General features: G+C 67.8%; 13 protein-coding genes. 3 read left to right on the forward strand and 10 right to left on the reverse strand.

The genetic code is table 11. The features are described from left to right. Positions 1-43 precede the first annotated feature (43 nt). Positions 44-1024 carry a GlxA family transcriptional regulator gene (locus CF68_RS24850; protein WP_035824019.1) on the reverse strand — a complete coding sequence of 327 codons (981 nt, stop codon included), beginning with the start codon at positions 1022-1024 and terminating at the stop codon, positions 44-46. 181 nt (positions 1025-1205) lie between these two features. Here CF68_RS24850 and CF68_RS24855 point away from each other — a divergent pair, with 181 nt between their 5' ends. Continuing rightward, on the forward strand, positions 1206-1814 hold the full coding sequence (locus CF68_RS24855) for a cysteine hydrolase family protein (protein WP_035824020.1): 609 nt from the start codon (positions 1206-1208) through the stop codon (positions 1812-1814). A gap of 83 nt (positions 1815-1897) precedes the next feature. On the opposite strand, the gene CF68_RS24860 is transcribed toward CF68_RS24855, so the two are convergent. The 5 genes from CF68_RS24860 to gtdA form a co-directional block, all read right to left on the reverse strand. Then, on the reverse strand, positions 1898-3238 hold the full coding sequence (locus tag CF68_RS24860) for an aromatic acid/H+ symport family MFS transporter (protein ID WP_035824022.1): 1341 nt from the start codon (positions 3236-3238) through the stop codon (positions 1898-1900). A 109-nt stretch (positions 3239-3347) separates the two neighbouring features. Continuing rightward, on the reverse strand, positions 3348-4562 hold the full coding sequence (locus tag CF68_RS24865; RefSeq protein WP_035824024.1) for a 3-hydroxybenzoate 6-monooxygenase: 1215 nt from the start codon (positions 4560-4562) through the stop codon (positions 3348-3350). Between the two features lie 27 nt (positions 4563-4589). Continuing rightward, positions 4590-5231 carry a maleylacetoacetate isomerase gene (gene maiA, locus CF68_RS24870; protein WP_035824026.1) on the reverse strand — a complete coding sequence of 214 codons (642 nt, stop codon included), beginning with the start codon at positions 5229-5231 and terminating at the stop codon, positions 4590-4592. Between the two features lie 36 nt (positions 5232-5267). Further along, a complete protein-coding gene (locus tag CF68_RS24875) occupies positions 5268-5966 on the reverse strand; it encodes a fumarylacetoacetate hydrolase family protein (RefSeq protein ID WP_035824028.1) in 699 nt (232 codons plus the stop codon). Between the two features lie 95 nt (positions 5967-6061). Continuing rightward, on the reverse strand, positions 6062-7150 hold the full coding sequence (gtdA, locus tag CF68_RS24880; RefSeq protein WP_035824030.1) for a gentisate 1,2-dioxygenase: 1089 nt from the start codon (positions 7148-7150) through the stop codon (positions 6062-6064). Between the two features lie 154 nt (positions 7151-7304). On the opposite strand from gtdA, the gene CF68_RS24885 reads away from it, so the two are divergent. Next, a complete protein-coding gene (locus CF68_RS24885; protein WP_035824032.1) occupies positions 7305-8243 on the forward strand; it encodes a LysR family transcriptional regulator in 939 nt (312 codons plus the stop codon). Between the two features lie 22 nt (positions 8244-8265). On the opposite strand, the gene CF68_RS24890 is transcribed toward CF68_RS24885, so the two are convergent. Both CF68_RS24890 and CF68_RS24895 read right to left on the reverse strand, forming a co-directional pair. Beyond that, on the reverse strand, positions 8266-9378 hold the full coding sequence (locus CF68_RS24890) for a porin (protein WP_051591674.1): 1113 nt from the start codon (positions 9376-9378) through the stop codon (positions 8266-8268). A 161-nt stretch (positions 9379-9539) separates the two neighbouring features. Continuing rightward, complete coding sequence (locus CF68_RS24895) at positions 9540-10895, reverse strand: serine hydrolase (RefSeq protein ID WP_035824034.1); 1356 nt, start codon at positions 10893-10895, stop codon at positions 9540-9542. A gap of 209 nt (positions 10896-11104) precedes the next feature. Between CF68_RS24895 and CF68_RS24900 the strand changes: the two genes are divergently transcribed. Continuing rightward, on the forward strand, positions 11105-12007 hold the full coding sequence (locus CF68_RS24900; RefSeq protein WP_035824036.1) for a YihY/virulence factor BrkB family protein: 903 nt from the start codon (positions 11105-11107) through the stop codon (positions 12005-12007). 23 nt (positions 12008-12030) lie between these two features. Here the strand turns inward: CF68_RS24900 and CF68_RS24905 are convergent, their stop codons facing one another. Together CF68_RS24905 and CF68_RS24910 are read right to left on the reverse strand one after the other, a co-directional pair. Next, on the reverse strand, positions 12031-12981 hold the full coding sequence (locus tag CF68_RS24905) for a GTP-binding protein (RefSeq protein ID WP_035824038.1): 951 nt from the start codon (positions 12979-12981) through the stop codon (positions 12031-12033). Next, a complete protein-coding gene (locus tag CF68_RS24910; RefSeq protein WP_369798904.1) occupies positions 12978-14642 on the reverse strand; it encodes an amidohydrolase in 1665 nt (554 codons plus the stop codon). Before CF68_RS24910 ends, CF68_RS24905 begins: the two co-directional genes overlap by 4 nt. Positions 14643-14645 lie beyond the last annotated feature (3 nt).

Consider the following 14645-nt stretch of genomic DNA (forward strand, 5'->3'; position numbering starts at 1 on the left):
CTTGTTTTCTTGGGCTGGCTCTTGTGGGCTGGCTGCACCCCGGTCAAGCTGATTGGGAGCTTTGCCCGCTCGGCACCGCACCGCCAAACTGCTTGCGGTAGGCAGACGGAGAAACGGCGAAGGCCTGGGCGAAGTGCTGCCGGAATGAAACGGCGGATCCGAACCCCACCAGCTCGGCAATGAGGTCGACCCCCTTGTCCGTCGTCTCCAGCAGGCGCTGCGCCGCCGTGAGCCTGTGGTTCAGCACCCACTGCGTCACCGTTGCGCCAGTCTTCGCCTTGAAGCGCCTGGTGAAGTTGCGCCGGCTCATCCCGGCCTGCTGCGCCAGCGTGTCCAGTGTCAGCGCCTGGTCCAGGTTTTCGATGGCCCAGTCCAGGGTCGTGCTGAGCTTGTCCGCGCCGTCCATCCGGGGCAGCGGCTGTTCGATGTACTGGGCCTGGCCGCCATGCCGGTGCGGGGCGACAACCATGCGGCGGGCCACCCGGTTGGCGACGTCCGCACCATGGTCGCGGCGCAGCAGGTGCAGGCAGCAATCCAGGGCGGCCGCCGTCCCGGCCGAGGTCAGGATGTCGCCATCGTCGATATACAGGGAGTTGCGATCGAGCCGGACCTTCGGATACCGGTTCGCGAAGTCATCGGCCCAGGCCCAGTGCGTGGCCGCCGTGCGGCCGTCCAGCAAACCCGCCTCGGCGACCACGAAGGTACCCAGGCAAAGGCCGGCAATCCGCGCGCCCCGCACGCTGGCGATTTGCAGCGCTTCCACCAGGGCCTGGGGCGGGCGCTCCGCCGGGTCGCGCCAGGCCGGCATGATGACCGTATCCGCCTCTGCCAGCACCGAAAGGTCGTGCTCGACCTCGATCCTGAAACCGGACATGGTTGGAATCAGCCCGGTCTTCTCGCCGCAGATGACCAGCCGGTAGCGCGGCACGCCCAGCCGGGCAAGATCGTCGCCAAACACGATACAGGGTACGGACAGGTGGAAGGGGCTGATGCCTTCGAAGGCGATCACCGCGACGGTGTGCATTGCGTTCTCGCTGGCAGGGACAGGGATTGAGGTTGGCCCAATTCTATCGGATGTTGTCCATCGGGCCACTTTCGGGGTTGCAGCCGGCGTTGGAAACTACCTCCCATGCCGCGGTTGCGGTGATTGGGGCGGCTTCCTCGCCAGCGGCGCCGCCCTCTTCTATTCCATGACGAGGACCACAATGAACCACCCGACGATTCGCACGATTGCCGGCGCACCAGCCCCCACCGCGATCGAAGCCGCCAGCAGCGCCTTGCTGGTGATCGATTTCCAGAATGAGTACTTCAGCGGCAAGATGCCGATCCCGGACGGCGCGCGCGCGCTGGGCAATGCGCAACGCCTGATCGCTCATGCGGATGCGGCCAGGATTCCTGTTTTCCACATCCAGCACGTGACGCCCGCGGGCAGCCCCATCTTTGCGGAACAGAGCGCCAGCGTGGAATTTCACAGCGACCTGCAGCCGGCGGCACATCACACGGTGTTGCAGAAGACCTCGGTCAGCGTGTTCCCGACGACCGACCTGGACCAGCGCCTCAAGGCCGCCGGCATCAAGACCCTGATCATCACGGGCCTGATGACCCATGCCTGCGTGTCAGGCGCGGCGCGCGACGCGGTGCCGCTCGGATACGGCGTGATCGTGGCGGAGGATGCCTGCGCAACGCGCGACCTGGATACAGCCGGCGGCGTGGTGCCGCACCGGGACCTGCACCTTGCCGCGCTTGCCACCATCGACGACACCTTCGGCGATATCCTGACGACCGAGCAGGTGCTGAAACTGCCGATCGCCTGATCGATCGCGGACAGCCGTGATGCCGAGGGGGAGAACGCGGGCCATGCACCTCCCCCTCGGTCAATGGCTCCCGCCGCCCGCCTTCAGACTGCCAGGCGCTCCACCGTCCTCTGGCGCCTGACCATCCCCAACGAGAACATCGACAACCCTGCGATCAGCGCCGGCACGCCGATCAACGCAAACAACGCCGGCATGCCCAGGCCCATCGACAGCATGGTCGCCCCGCCGACCGACCCCACCACCGAGCCCATCCGGCCCACGCCGTTGGCCCAGCTCACACCTGTGGCACGGCAGTCCGTCGGATAGAAGCTGGCAGACAGCGCATTCGCACCCACCTGCGACCCCGAGATGCAGAAGCCCGCCAGGAACACCGCCATGCCCGCAGCCACCGGCTCGGAAGCAAAGCTGCCCACCGCCGCAATGCCAAGCGCCGCCAGCGCATAGCTGGATGCCAGCACATAGTGCGGATTGATCCGGTCCATCAGCCAACCCAGCGCAATCGCCCCCACCGTCCCACCGACCTGGAACATCGTTGTCACCAGCGCGGCCGTGCGCAGCGAATGACCGGTGGTGCGCAGCAGCGTCGGCAGCCAGCTGGACAGCAGGTAGATCACCAGCAGGCTCATGAAGAACGTCAGCCAGAACAGCAGCGTGCCCCGCAGCAGTTCGGGCCGGAACAGGTGCCGCACGGGCGAGCTGGTGCTGCGCTGCTCGCCGACCACGAAGGTGGCGTCGCGCAGGTCGGCTTGCGGCGCGATCTTCTGCAGCGTGGCGACGATGCGTTCGCGCTGCTTGCCGGCCAGCACGAGGTAGCGCACCGATTCCGGCAGCAGCCACAGCAGCAGCGCCGCCAGCACCAGCGGCATGACCCCGCCGGCCACCAGCACCGAGCGCCAGCCAAAGGCGTCGATCAGCCCGGCGGAAGCCAGGCCGCCGAAAGCCGAGCCCAGCGTGAAGCCGCAAAACATGGTCGTGACCAGGAACGAGCGCCGCTTTTCCGGACAGAACTCCGAGGTCAGCGTGATGGCGTTGGGCATGGCTCCGCCCAGGCCCAGGCCGGTCAGGAAGCGCAGCAGCACCAGCGTCCACAGGTCCTGCGACCAGGCCGAGGCCAGGCTGGCGGCACCGAAGAACAGCACCGACAGCACCAGCACGCCCTTGCGGCCGAAACGGTCGGCCAGCGGGCCGAAGATGAAGGCGCCGACCATCAGGCCGCCGAGTCCGGCGCCGAACAGCGGCGCCAGCTGGGCCGGCGTCAGCTGCCATTCCGCGCGGATGGCTGGTGCGATGAAGCCGATCGCCGCCGTATCGAAGCCATCGACCGCAACGATCAGGAAGCACAGCACGACGATGCTCACCTGGAACGCCGACAGCGGCTGGCGGTCGATGAACGCGGTGACGTTCAGGGGTTGGCTGGCAGGCATGGTGGTCTCCTCCTTGATGCCAGGATTAGGGGCGAGTCATGTCCGGCGGCCTTATGGGCGGCCGCCAGATCGGTTCGGATGTACTGCGAAGAAAAGTTGCGCCAGCGGCTTACAGCCACGGCGTGGGGCTCAGGCACTTGTCGGCACGCCAGCCATGCAGCCACTGCAGCGCGTCGTAGAACTGCGCCTGCGTGCGGCCAGCCCACAGGCTGTTGCGCACCAGGCGGTCCACACCCTTGGCGTGATAGACGCGGCCCATGTCGCGCGCGGCGTAGAGCACGCGCGCGGTACGCGGGATGCGGGCCTGCTCGTACAGCTTGAATGCTGCCTCGCAATTGCCGCCGGCGGCCTGCACCGCGGCGCCCAGCGTGACCGCGTCTTCCAGCGCCTGGCAGGCGCCCTGGGCCACGTATTGGGTCATCGGGTGCGCGGCATCGCCCAGGATGGTGGCGCGGCCAAAGCTCCAGCGCTCGACCGGGTCGCGGTCGGCGGTGGCCCAGCGCTTCCAGGAAGTGGGCCGGTCCAGCATCTGGTGCGGCAGCGGATGGATGCCTTCGAAGTACGACAGCACTTCTGCCTTGCTCCCGTCGCGCACGCCCCAGGTTTCCACTTCGCGGCTGTGGAAGGTCACCACCAGGTTGTACTGCTGGCCGCCGCGCAGCGGGTAATGCACCAGGTGGCAATGCGGGCCGGCCCACACCACCGGCGCATTGACCTGCAGGTCCGGCGGCATGTTGGCGACGTCGACCACGGCGCGGTAGACCACGTGTCCGGTGACGCGCGGCTCGTCGCCGATCAGCGCCTGGCGGATCGCGGACTTGACGCCGTCGCAACCGATCACGGCATCCCCGCGGTGGTGTTCGCCGTGCTGGTCGATTACGGTCACGCCCTGGTCGTCCTGCAGCAGCTGTTCCACGCGCGTGCTGGTGCGGAACGTGATCAGCGGGTGGTCCTGCACCGCCTCCAGGATCGACAGGTGGATATCGGCGCGATGGATCACCGCATACGGGTTGCCGAAGCGCTCGCGGTACGCCTGGCCCACGTCGACCCGGGCGATCTCGCTGGTATCGATCGCATCGCGCAGGCTGAGGTAGTCGGTAAAGACCGCGCGGCTGCGCGCGGCCTCGCCCACGCCCAATGCGTCGAGCGCGGCAAAGGCGTTGGCGGCCATCTGGATGCCGGCGCCGATTTCGCCGATCTGCTCGGCCTGCTCCAGCAGTTCGATGCGGATGCCCTGGCGTGCCAGCGCCAGCGCCGCGGCCAGGCCGCCGATGCCGCCGCCGATGATGAGGACCTTGCCGGTCGCGTTGTTGGTACTGCTCATGTCTTGTCTCCTCGCCTGCGCGATGCGTCAGGCGGTGTGGTCGGGCTGGCGCCCGGGCGCCGCCTGGGCAAAGGCGGGATGGGCGCTGGCGTGGGCGTAGACCGCCATCGCGCGCTCGTACCGGCCCAGGTCGCAGCCCATGCGCACGGCGTTGGCCACTTGCGGCACCAGCGTGACGTCAGCGAGCGTTGGCGCATCGCCGAAGCACCACCTGCCATGTCCGTGCAGCGCCAGCAGGCGCTCCACGCCGGCCATGCCTTCATCGATCCAGTGGCGGTACCAGGCGTCCTTCTGCTCGGGCGTGACCTTCAGCACGTCCTGCAGGTAGCGCAGCACGCGCAGGTTGTTGACCGGGTGGATGTCGCAGCCGATCAGCGTGGCCAGTTCCAGCACCCGCGCGCGCTGCACCGGGTCTTGCGGCAGCAGGCGCGGTTCCGGATGGAGCACGTCCAGGTAGTCGATGATCGCGAACGACTGCCCGAGCGTAAAACCGCCATCCACCAGCGCGGGCACGGTCGCGGACGGGTTGATTTTCCCGACGTACTCGGGCTCGCGGTGCTGGCCGGTGCGGATATTGACCGGCAGGTAGTCGTACGGCAGGCCCTTGAGGGCCAGCGCGATGCGCACCCGGTAGGACGTCGAGCTGTTGAAGAAACTATAGAGCTGCATGATCGGTAATGCCTGTGTGCTGCGATTCACGGGGGGTCAGATCACACGCACGGTCAGCTCGCCGAGGCCATCCACGCCCGTGACCATGGTCTCGCCAGCCTTGACCGCGCCCACGCCTTCCGGCGTGCCGGTGAAGATCACATCGCCCGGTTCCAGGCGGAAGAACTGCGACAGGTAGGCCACGGTCTCGGCCACCGACCAGATCAGGTGCGAAACGTCGCTGCGTTGCCTGGTCTCGCCATTGACCGTCAGCCAGATGCCGGCCTGCTGCGGGTGGCCGATCTCGCTGGCGCGGTGGATCGGGGCCACCGGCGCCGAGGCATCGAAGGCCTTGCCGATTTCCCAGGGGCGGCCCATTTCGCGCATCTTCATCTGCAGGTCGCGGCGGGTCATGTCGAGGCCGACGGCATAGCCCCAGACGTGTTCGAGTGCGTGTTCGACGGGGATGTCCGAACCAGCCTTGCCGATCACTGCCACCAGCTCGGCTTCGTAGTGGTAGTTCTGCGTCTGCGCCGGATACGGCAGGTCCAGCGTGGTGCCTGCCTGCACCGGGACGATCGCGTCCGCCGGCTTGCAGAAGAAGAACGGCGGCTCGCGGTCGGGATCGAAGCCCATCTCGCGCGCATGGGCGGCGTAGTTGCGGCCCACGCAATAGACGCGGCGCACGGCGTACTGGTCGTCGCTGCCGGCAACGGGGATGGAAACGGTGGCGGGGGGCGTGAAGACGTAGGACATGGTTCGAGGTTTCCGGAAGTCGTCAGGTAAGCGGGAGCCTCAGGCGGTGCGCGCAGGCACCGCCCGGGGCAGGTCGGATCAGGGTTGCGGAACGCTCAGGTGCGCGCTTCGCGCAGCAGGTTCATCGCGGACAGCACGGGCCGGTCCGAATAGCTGAACAGCACCGCGTCTTCCAGCGCGCCCAGCTGCACCGGCGCCCACGACGGGGCCACGAAAATATCGCGCGGCTCGAACTGGAACTGGTCGTCGCCGATGCGCACCGTGCCGCGCCCTTCCACCACGCTGTAGACGGTGGCGTCGGTGCTGCGGTAGGTCTTGCCCTGGAAGCCCGCCGGCAGGTACTGCATGAAGGTGGCGATGGTCGGCATCGGCCAGCCGCCGGTGGCCGGGTTGATATAGCGCAGCTTGACGCCGTCCCAGGCATCGAGCTCGCCGTTGCGGTAGAGCCGGTCCAGCGCCTCGCGCGAACGCTCGTACGGGTAGCTGAAAATCGGCGAAGTGGGATCGGTTACGCGGTGCCGCACCGGCACCATGTTGTGCCCGAAGCGGGCAAAGCTGTCGCCCTCGACGCGGGTCACGGGCTGCTGGGCTTCCGGGTAGTTCTCGGCAAACCCGGCATCGAACTGCTGCACCAGCGGGATATCCAGCCCGTCCAGCCACACTACCGGCTCCCCCCCCCCCCCCCCCGCCGGGGGGCNCCACACTACCGGCTCGCCGCCGTCCTCGACGGCAGGGTTGCCATGGTCATGCCAGGTCCACGACGGCGTGATGATGAAGTCGCCGGGATGCATGGTGGTGCGCTCGCCGTTGACCGCGGTCCAGGCGCCCTTGCCTTCCACGATAAAGCGCAGCGCCGACTGGGTGTGGCGGTGGCTGGGGGCGATCTCGCCCGGCAGGATCAACTGCAGGCCGGCATACAGCGTGGAGGTGATGCTGGACTTGCCGGGAATGCCCGGGTTCTCCAGCACCAGCACGCGGCGCACCGCTTCCTCGGCGCTGATGACGCCGCCGGCCTGCATCACCAGCGGGCGGATCTGCGCGTACTTCCAGATGGCGGGAACGATCTGCGGCCGCGGTTGCGGCGGCACCAGCGCGTGCAGCGACTCCCACAACGGGGTCATGTGGCTGCGGCCGATTTCTTCGTAATAGGCCACGCGGGCCGGGTCTGGGGTGTGTTCGGACATGCTGTCTCCGTGACTTTTGCGGGTGCTTTGGGGAGCGCTCTTTGCGGGTGCCTGTGTCAATGCGCACCGTCTTGTTGTCGTTATACGCCCGGCCCTATAATATTTGAAATGAACTTTTCATCTTATCGATACGATTTTTTATATAGGTAGCCCCATGGACTGGACCCAGAGATTGCGGCTGCGCAACCTGCAGATGCTGCTGAGCCTGGCCGAGACCGGCAATATGAGCCAGTCGGCGGCCATGCTGAACACGACCCAGCCGGGCCTTTCCAAATGGCTGAAGGACCTGGAGGACGATATCGGGCTGCCACTGTTCGAGCGCCAGGCGCGCGGGCTGCGGCCCACGCCCTACGGCGAGTCGCTGATCGAGCACGCACGCCGGATCGAGGCCCAGCTGGATACCGCGCGCGACGACCTGCAGGCCATGCGCGACGGCGGCAGCGGGATTGTGGTGGTGGGTACTTCGGGCGCGTCGTCGGCGGATACCGTGCCGCTGGCAGCGCTGCAATTGCTGCAGCAGATGCCCCGCGCCAGCGTGCGGCTGGTGGAAACGACCATGGACCGGCTCATGAGCCAGCTGGCGCACAGCGAGCTGGATATCGTGGTGGGCCGCTCGGCGCCCGAGCTGCAGGACGCGCACATGCGCACCGAATCGCTCTATATGGAGCCGATCCACTTCGTCACCCGGCCCCGCCATCCGCTGCTGCAGGGCGGGCGCATCGGCTGGGACGACCTGTATCGCTACCGCTGGGTGGTGTGGCCGCGCGGCACGCCCATCCGCAACGCGCTGGAAGGCGCGCTGGCCAGCGCCGAGCGTGCCCTGCCGGCAGATTGCGTGGAGAGCAATTCCACCGTGCTGAATCTCACGCTACTCAACAACAGCGACATGATCGGCCTGGCCTCGCACCGCACCGCGCGCCGGCTGGAAGAGCTGGGCGCGCTGCGCATCGTGCCGCTGCGGCTGGCGGGGTTCGGCTCGGTGTCGATGTACTGGCGTGACGACGCGCAGTCGCGCGCGGCGGTCATGGCCATGCTGGATTGCTTGCGGCGCGCGGCGGGGGCGCCGCAGGTGCCGGCGGAAGTCCCTGCCTAATTCACTGAATACCGGGTGCTGCTCAGAAGCGGTGCCGCATCCCCACCGCCACGGCGGTCATGCTGCGATGCCCGCTGCCGAGGAAATACCCGTTGGCAAAGCTCACCGCCGAGGTATCGAAGTTGATGCCGGCGTGCTGGACATAGGCCGTCGTCAGATAGACATCGGTACGCTTTGACAGGCTGTAGTCGGCGATGAAGCTCAGCTGCCAGGGGTTCTTCACGTTGCTGCCGGCAAGCGCCTTGACGTCGTCGTAGTAGTACGCGAGCGTCAGGTCCAGACTGGAGGTGGCGCGGTAGTTGATGCCGGCCCAGTAGTAATCGTCGCGCACGATGGTGGTGCCGTTGGCCGACTTGTTCAGCCCCCAGCGATAGCCGCCCATCAGCTTGACCGGGCCTGCGCGATAGCTGACCGCGGCCCCGGCCTTGCGGAAATTGCCGACGGCACCGCCAGTCCCCAGCGTCGGGTTGTAGCGGTTGAACGCCAGCGCCGCGCCGAAACCGCCGGCAAAGTAGTTGAGGCCGGCGCCATAGCCCGTATCACGGCGCGATTGCCCCGCGACCTCGCCTGCGCCGAACACGCCGTTGCCGAACGAATAGTTGCCGATGGCGGTAACCCCGCCGAACGTGCCCGTGTACTTCACGTTATTGTCCGAGCGGAAGTCCAGGCCAAGCTGGGCCGCGATCGGCTCGTACTGCGTCGAATAGCCGCTTGGCGAGAAGTTCGAGAAGGCATCGAAGATCGACGTGTACTGGCGCCCGAAGGTCAGCCGGCCGGCGCGCTCGCTCAGCAGGCCGACAAAGGCCTGGCGACCGAACAACCGGCCGGATTGCGTCTGCCGGCCATCGTCGATGCCGAAGCCGCTCTCCAGCACGAACACGGCCTTGAGGCTGCCGCCCAGGTCCTCGGTACCGCGCAGCCCCCAGCGTGAGCCGGACAAGCCGCCGGAGCCCAGCGCCACGCGGCTGTGCCCCGGGCCGGGAAAGCCCGGCTGCGTCGGCAGCTTCGTCGACAGGTGATTGACGTATTCGATGTTGGCATCGGCCACGCCATACAGCGTCACGTTCGCCTGCGCGGTGCCGGCCAGCATGCCCAGCACTGCCGGCAGCATCAGCTTCTCAAGCCTGGTTTTCATGGTCTCCATCCTGCTTCGTTGTGGTTGGTCATCGCCACGGCGAAGATGCCGATGGCTGGATTGCGGACTGCGCGGCCCGCAGGCGCAGCTGTCCTGCGCACGCCCTGGCGGCGTGCGTGAGAGGCAGATCGGGAGAGTCCGCCGGCCCCTGCCGGCGTGGCTCAGCGGCTGACCGCGCGCTGGATCGCGAGCGCCGCGGCCACCATGGCCTCGGCGGATTCCAGCGCCCGGGCCGGATCGTCGCGCTTGCGCACCGCGGCTGCGCTGGTCGCACGCGCGGCGCCGTCCGGGCTGGCGGAGAACTTCACCACCGTCAGCCCCCTGGCCGGGTTGATATAGATCTTCTGTCCGAAGCGCCCGCTGGCCTCGATGCTGCCGTCGCCGTCGTTGCGCTGGAACCAGTAGTTGCGGTAGCCATAGCCGTCGCGGCCCGGCATGGTGTTGCCGCGCGCAAAGCGGGCCTGGTTGCCGGCCGGCTGCAGCGCAATGCGCACCGCCTCGGGCGAGATCCCGCCCGAGGCGTCGCCCGCAGCCGCCCGGCGCACGGCCTCGGCAAAGCGGGCAGCGTCGCGCAGCGTGGAATTCATGCCGCCGCTGGCCATTTCCGTGCCCTGGCGGTCCACCTGGGTGTAGGCATCATCGTCGGCAAAGCGGGACCACAGCCGCTCGGTCACCAGCTGCGCCCAGCTCTTGCCGGTGATGCGCCGCAGCGCCCATGCCACCGCTTCCGGCGAGCCGTTCTGGTAGTACCAGACGCCGCCTTGGTCGCGCCCGCCGGTGGCGTGGACGACCTTGAGGAAGTCATAGATCGTGTCCGGCGCATCCGCCTTGCGCGGCACGATCCCCACCGCCCCGAACAGCCCCAGGTCCGGCGGCAGCCCCTCCGGGTAGCCCACCTGCACCTCCATATCCAGGTTCTGCTGTACCGTGGCCTCGCCGAACGGGTTGCCAGCCAGTTCCGGCACATACTGCGCCAGCCGGGCCTGCGGATCGAGCTTGCCCTCTTCGACCAGCATGGCGGCCAGCAGCCCGGTGACGGACTTGGTCATCGAGGCCCAGATATGCGGCTGGAAAGGACCAAAGCCCGCGAGGTAGCGCTCATAGACGACCTTGCCCTGGTGCAGCACGATAAAGCCGTCGGTATGGGTGTCGCGCAGGTAGTCGGCCAGTCGGACAGTCTTGCCCGCCACGGCAAACGTGGTGCTGTCCGGTTCCGTGCCGGGCTGACCGGCCAGGGCCAGCGGCTGGCTGGCATGCCGGATGCCCGCCGTTGGCGACATCTCGCGCGCATGCCGGAACGCCCAGCGCATATACGGCGGACGCAGCCCGCTGCCGCGGCTGACTTGCTTGTCGGGCGGCGGCGGAAAGCCCTGCATGACCTCGTCCTCGGCAACGGCCACGGGCTGGCCGGTGCCCTGCGCCAGCGCAACGCTCATCGGCGCCACCAGCAGCGCCACGGCCAACCACACCCGACTGCGTCCGAATCCCGTCCTGCGCGACACTGTTTGCGCTTGCATGCTGTCTCCATTCCTGTCCAGGCGGCTGCACGCACGGTGCGCCGCCTTGTATGCATGAGGTGCAAGCCTGCATGGTGCAGGCCGCGGGCGCCATCTTGGCGGAAGCGGATCCTGACCACAATGATGCATTCGGAATGGAGCCATAACCCGGTGGAATGTCAGGCACCGAAGCCGCATAATGGCGAAACCCTTCCACTCCGGTGTCTGCCATGCAGCTTCCCGACACCCGCGTCCGCGACCTGCTCCGCCATCCGGGGCGCTTTGCCTGGCACACGCTCAGGCAGTTCCGCGCCAACCAGGGCCTGCTGCTGGCCGGCGCGGTGGCCTACTACGCGCTGCTGTCGATCGTGCCGCTGCTGATCCTGATGATCATTGCACTGTCGCACGTGATCGAACCAGACCTGCTGCTGTCCACGCTCGCGCGCTACCTGGAGTGGGTGGTGCCGGGGCAGTCCAGGGCCCTGGTCACCGAGCTTGCCGCCTTCCTGCGCAACCGTGGCACGATCGGCTGGGTACTGCTGGTCACCATGCTGTTCTTCAGTTCGCTTGCCTTTACCGTGCTGGAGAATGCCATGTCGGTTATCTTCGAGCACCGCGTGGCGATCCGGCGCCGGCATTTCCTGGTCTCGGCCCTGCTGCCCTACTGCTATATCGCGGTACTGAGCGTGGGCCTGCTGCTGGTCACGTTGGTGTCGGGCGGCCTGCTGGCCATCGGCGAACGGCATGTGGAAGTGCTGGGCCGCGACTGGTCGCTGGACCGGCTCTCGACCGGCCTGCTCTACCTGCTCGGCTTCATTGGCGAGGTGCTGATGCTGACCTCGATCTACATGGTGATGCCGGTTGGCAGGCTGTCGCTGCGGCATGCGCTGAGCGGCGCGTTGATTGCGGCCGTGCTGTGGGAAGTCTCCCGCCATGTGCTGGCGTGGTACTTCACCACCTTGTCGCAAGTGAGCCGGGTCTATGGCTCGCTGACCACGGCGATCGTGGTGCTGCTGAGCCTGGAAATAGCGGCGACCTTGCTGCTGCTTGGGGCGCAGGTGATTGCGGAGTTCGAGCGTGGCGGCTGGGAAGACAGGCCGGCGCATGCGGAACCGGAGGAATTCCACACCTGAGCGGGCACCATTCACGCGCCCGCTCAGGCGAGCGCCAGATCGAGGCAGGCGCGGATACGCCTCTCCTCCTCCGCACCGAAGGCGCCGATAAAGACCAGTGCTGACCCTGCCGCATCGCCTTGCGCCATCGGACTCAGCCGCATGCGGCCCGCGACCACATGCATTTCGTGCAGGCGCGGATCGGCTGCCAGCCTGACCATACCCTTCGCGCGCAGCAGGCGCACCGGCAGCGTCTTCAGCGCCTGCCGCAGCCGCGCCTTGTCGAAATCGCGGCCGGTCTGGTATGAAATGCTGCGGATGCCGGCGTGCACGGTGCCGACAGCTCGCTGCCAGTGCCCGCCCGCCTGCAGCACGGCATCGCCATGTGGTTCCGACGGATCGGCGTCGACAAAGACCGACAAGGGCACCTCGCCCTCGCATGCGGTCAGCACCGCGGCACGCGGCGCGATAGCGTCGACCGTGGCGGCAGCCATTGCCAGCGCATCCGCATCGGCAAGGTCCGCCTTGGTCAGCACCACTACCGAGGCCCCCGCGATCTGTTGCCGCACCATGTCGCCCACCAGCGGATCGTGCAGGCTGTGGCCGACCTCGGTCACAGCCACGGCCACCACCACGGCGTTGAGCACAAAGGCCCGATCCAGCAAGCCGACCTGAGCAATGCGCTGCGGGTCCGAGACGCCGCTGGCCTCGATCACCAGCAAGTCCGGCCGCTGCTCCCGCGCTGCGATGGCCACCAGCGCCTCGGCCAGCCGGCCGCCGATCGAGCAGCAGATGCAGCCGTTCTCCAGCTGGATCACGTCGTCGCTGCGCGTGCGGATCAGCGCGGCATCGATATTGATCTCGCCGAAATCGTTGACCAGCACCGCGATGCGGCGCCCGTGCGCGTTGGCCAGCAGGCGGTTGAGCAAGGTGGTCTTGCCGGCGCCAAGGTAGCCGCCGACCACCGCCAGCGGAACCGGAGGCCGCGTGTTCATCGGGCCGGCGCCGCGAACACGCGCCCGCCCAGCACCGTGCCCCAGACGCGCACGTCCTTCAGGCTCTCTGGAGCCACCTCGGTCGGGTCATCTTCCAGCACGGCAAAGTCTGCCAGCTTGCCGGGCACGATGCTGCCGCTGCGGTGATCGAGCTTCAGCGTATAGGCCGCACCCATGGTGATGGCATACAGCGCGTCGGCGACCGGCAGGCGCTCCGCTTCGCCCAGCACGCGGCCGCAAGCGGTCTGGCGCTGCACCGCGCACCACGCCGTAAAGAGCGGGTTCAGCGGCGTGATCGGCGCATCGGAATGGATCGCGAACGGAATCCCCAGCCGCCGCGCCGTGCCCGCCGGGTTCATGCGCGCAGCCCGCGCCGGCCCCACGGTCTGGCCGGCATGCGCATCGCCCCAGTAGTACAGGTGGTTGGAGAAGAAGTTGATGCACAGGCCCAGCCGTGCGGCGCGCGCCAGCTGTGCCTCGTCCGCCAGCTGGCAGTGCTGCAGCGTATGGCGATGGTCCGCGCGCGGATGGCGCGACAGCATGGCTTCCAATACGTCCAGCACCACTTGCGTCGCCTCGTCGCCATTGGTGTGGATATGCAGCGGCAGGCCGGCCAGGTGGAACGGCGTGAAGGCGTCGAGCAGTTGCTCGGGCGGGATCAGCCACAAGCCATTGGCTTGGCCGCCGGCATACCCCGGCGCACGCAGGCGAGCGGTAAAGCCCTGGATCGAGCCATCGACGATGAACTTGACCGGGCCGAAGCGCAGCTTGTCGGTGCAGGCCGCCGCCGCGGCCTGCACGCGGGCGGGGCCGCCCTGCGCATTGCGCTGCGGCGAGAACGCCGCGACGATGCGCAGCGGGAAGCCGGGGTCGGCAGTGACCGCCTGCAGCGTCTCCATCCCCTTGGGCGACAGGTCGTTGACCAGATCCGTCGCCGTGGTCACGCCCGCCAGTTGCGCCACGCGGCCGAAGCGGCGCACCGCGTCGGCATTCTCGGCCGCCGCCAGCGACAGGCCGCTGCCAAGCACGCGCTGCACCGGGAACATCGCCGCGAATTCCTGCAGCTCGCCGGTGGGCAAGCCCCGCGCGTCCTTGTGCACGCCGTCGATATCGGTGTCCTCGTCGATGCCAGCCCGCGCCAGCATCGCGGAATTGACGTTCATCAGATGCACGCTGGCATGCATCACCACGATGGGCCGCGTGGCCGAGACGCGATCCAGCTCGCGCACCGACAGCCGGCTGGCGCCGAAATAGATCGGGTCGAAGCCCCAGGCCAGCAGCGGCGTGTCCGGGTCATCCATCTGGCTTGCCGCGCCCGCCAGGCGATCGATCACCTGCTCCAGCGTGCGCAGGCCGCGCCACAGCTTGCCGTCCGGATCGCGGCGGTCGAAGTAGCCGACGTAGACCGCATCCCACATAGCGCCTTCCATCAGGTGGCAATGGCCTTCCACCAGCCCGGGCATCAGCACCTTGTCGCGGAAGGTGTCCACCTGCACCGCATCCGGCCAGCCGGCCATCTCGGCGGCGCCGCCCACGGCAAGGATCTTGCCGTCGCGCACCGCGACATGGGTGGCCTCAGGCTGGCCGGCTTCCATCGTGAGGATCTTGCGCGCCACGAATACCTGCGTGCGCGCCGTGTCGTCTTGTGTCATGGATTGCATGAG

Source organism: Cupriavidus sp. SK-4, assembly GCF_000611125.1.
Lineage (GTDB): Bacteria > Pseudomonadota > Gammaproteobacteria > Burkholderiales > Burkholderiaceae > Cupriavidus > Cupriavidus necator.

Bases quoted from the DNA above. Each gene is read 5' to 3' on its own strand.
- CF68_RS24895 (WP_035824034.1), bottom strand. From the start codon at position 10,895: ATGCAAGCGCAAACAGTGTCGCGCAGGACGGGATTCGGACGCAGTCGG.
- CF68_RS24850 (WP_035824019.1), bottom strand. From the start codon at position 1,024: ATGCACACCGTCGCGGTGATCGCCTTCGAAGGCATCAGCCCCTTCCAC.
- CF68_RS24885 (WP_035824032.1), top strand. From the start codon at position 7,305: ATGGACTGGACCCAGAGATTGCGGCTGCGCAACCTGCAGATGCTGCTG.
- CF68_RS24855 (WP_035824020.1), top strand. From the start codon at position 1,206: ATGAACCACCCGACGATTCGCACGATTGCCGGCGCACCAGCCCCCACC.
- CF68_RS24890 (WP_051591674.1), bottom strand. From the start codon at position 9,378: ATGAAAACCAGGCTTGAGAAGCTGATGCTGCCGGCAGTGCTGGGCATG.
- CF68_RS24860 (WP_035824022.1), bottom strand. From the start codon at position 3,238: ATGCCTGCCAGCCAACCCCTGAACGTCACCGCGTTCATCGACCGCCAG.
- CF68_RS24905 (WP_035824038.1), bottom strand. From the start codon at position 12,981: ATGAACACGCGGCCTCCGGTTCCGCTGGCGGTGGTCGGCGGCTACCTT.
- maiA (WP_035824026.1), bottom strand. From the start codon at position 5,231: ATGCAGCTCTATAGTTTCTTCAACAGCTCGACGTCCTACCGGGTGCGC.
- CF68_RS24865 (WP_035824024.1), bottom strand. From the start codon at position 4,562: ATGAGCAGTACCAACAACGCGACCGGCAAGGTCCTCATCATCGGCGGC.
- CF68_RS24875 (WP_035824028.1), bottom strand. From the start codon at position 5,966: ATGTCCTACGTCTTCACGCCCCCCGCCACCGTTTCCATCCCCGTTGCC.
- CF68_RS24910 (WP_369798904.1), bottom strand. From the start codon at position 14,642: ATGCAATCCATGACACAAGACGACACGGCGCGCACGCAGGTATTCGTG.
- CF68_RS24900 (WP_035824036.1), top strand. From the start codon at position 11,105: ATGCAGCTTCCCGACACCCGCGTCCGCGACCTGCTCCGCCATCCGGGG.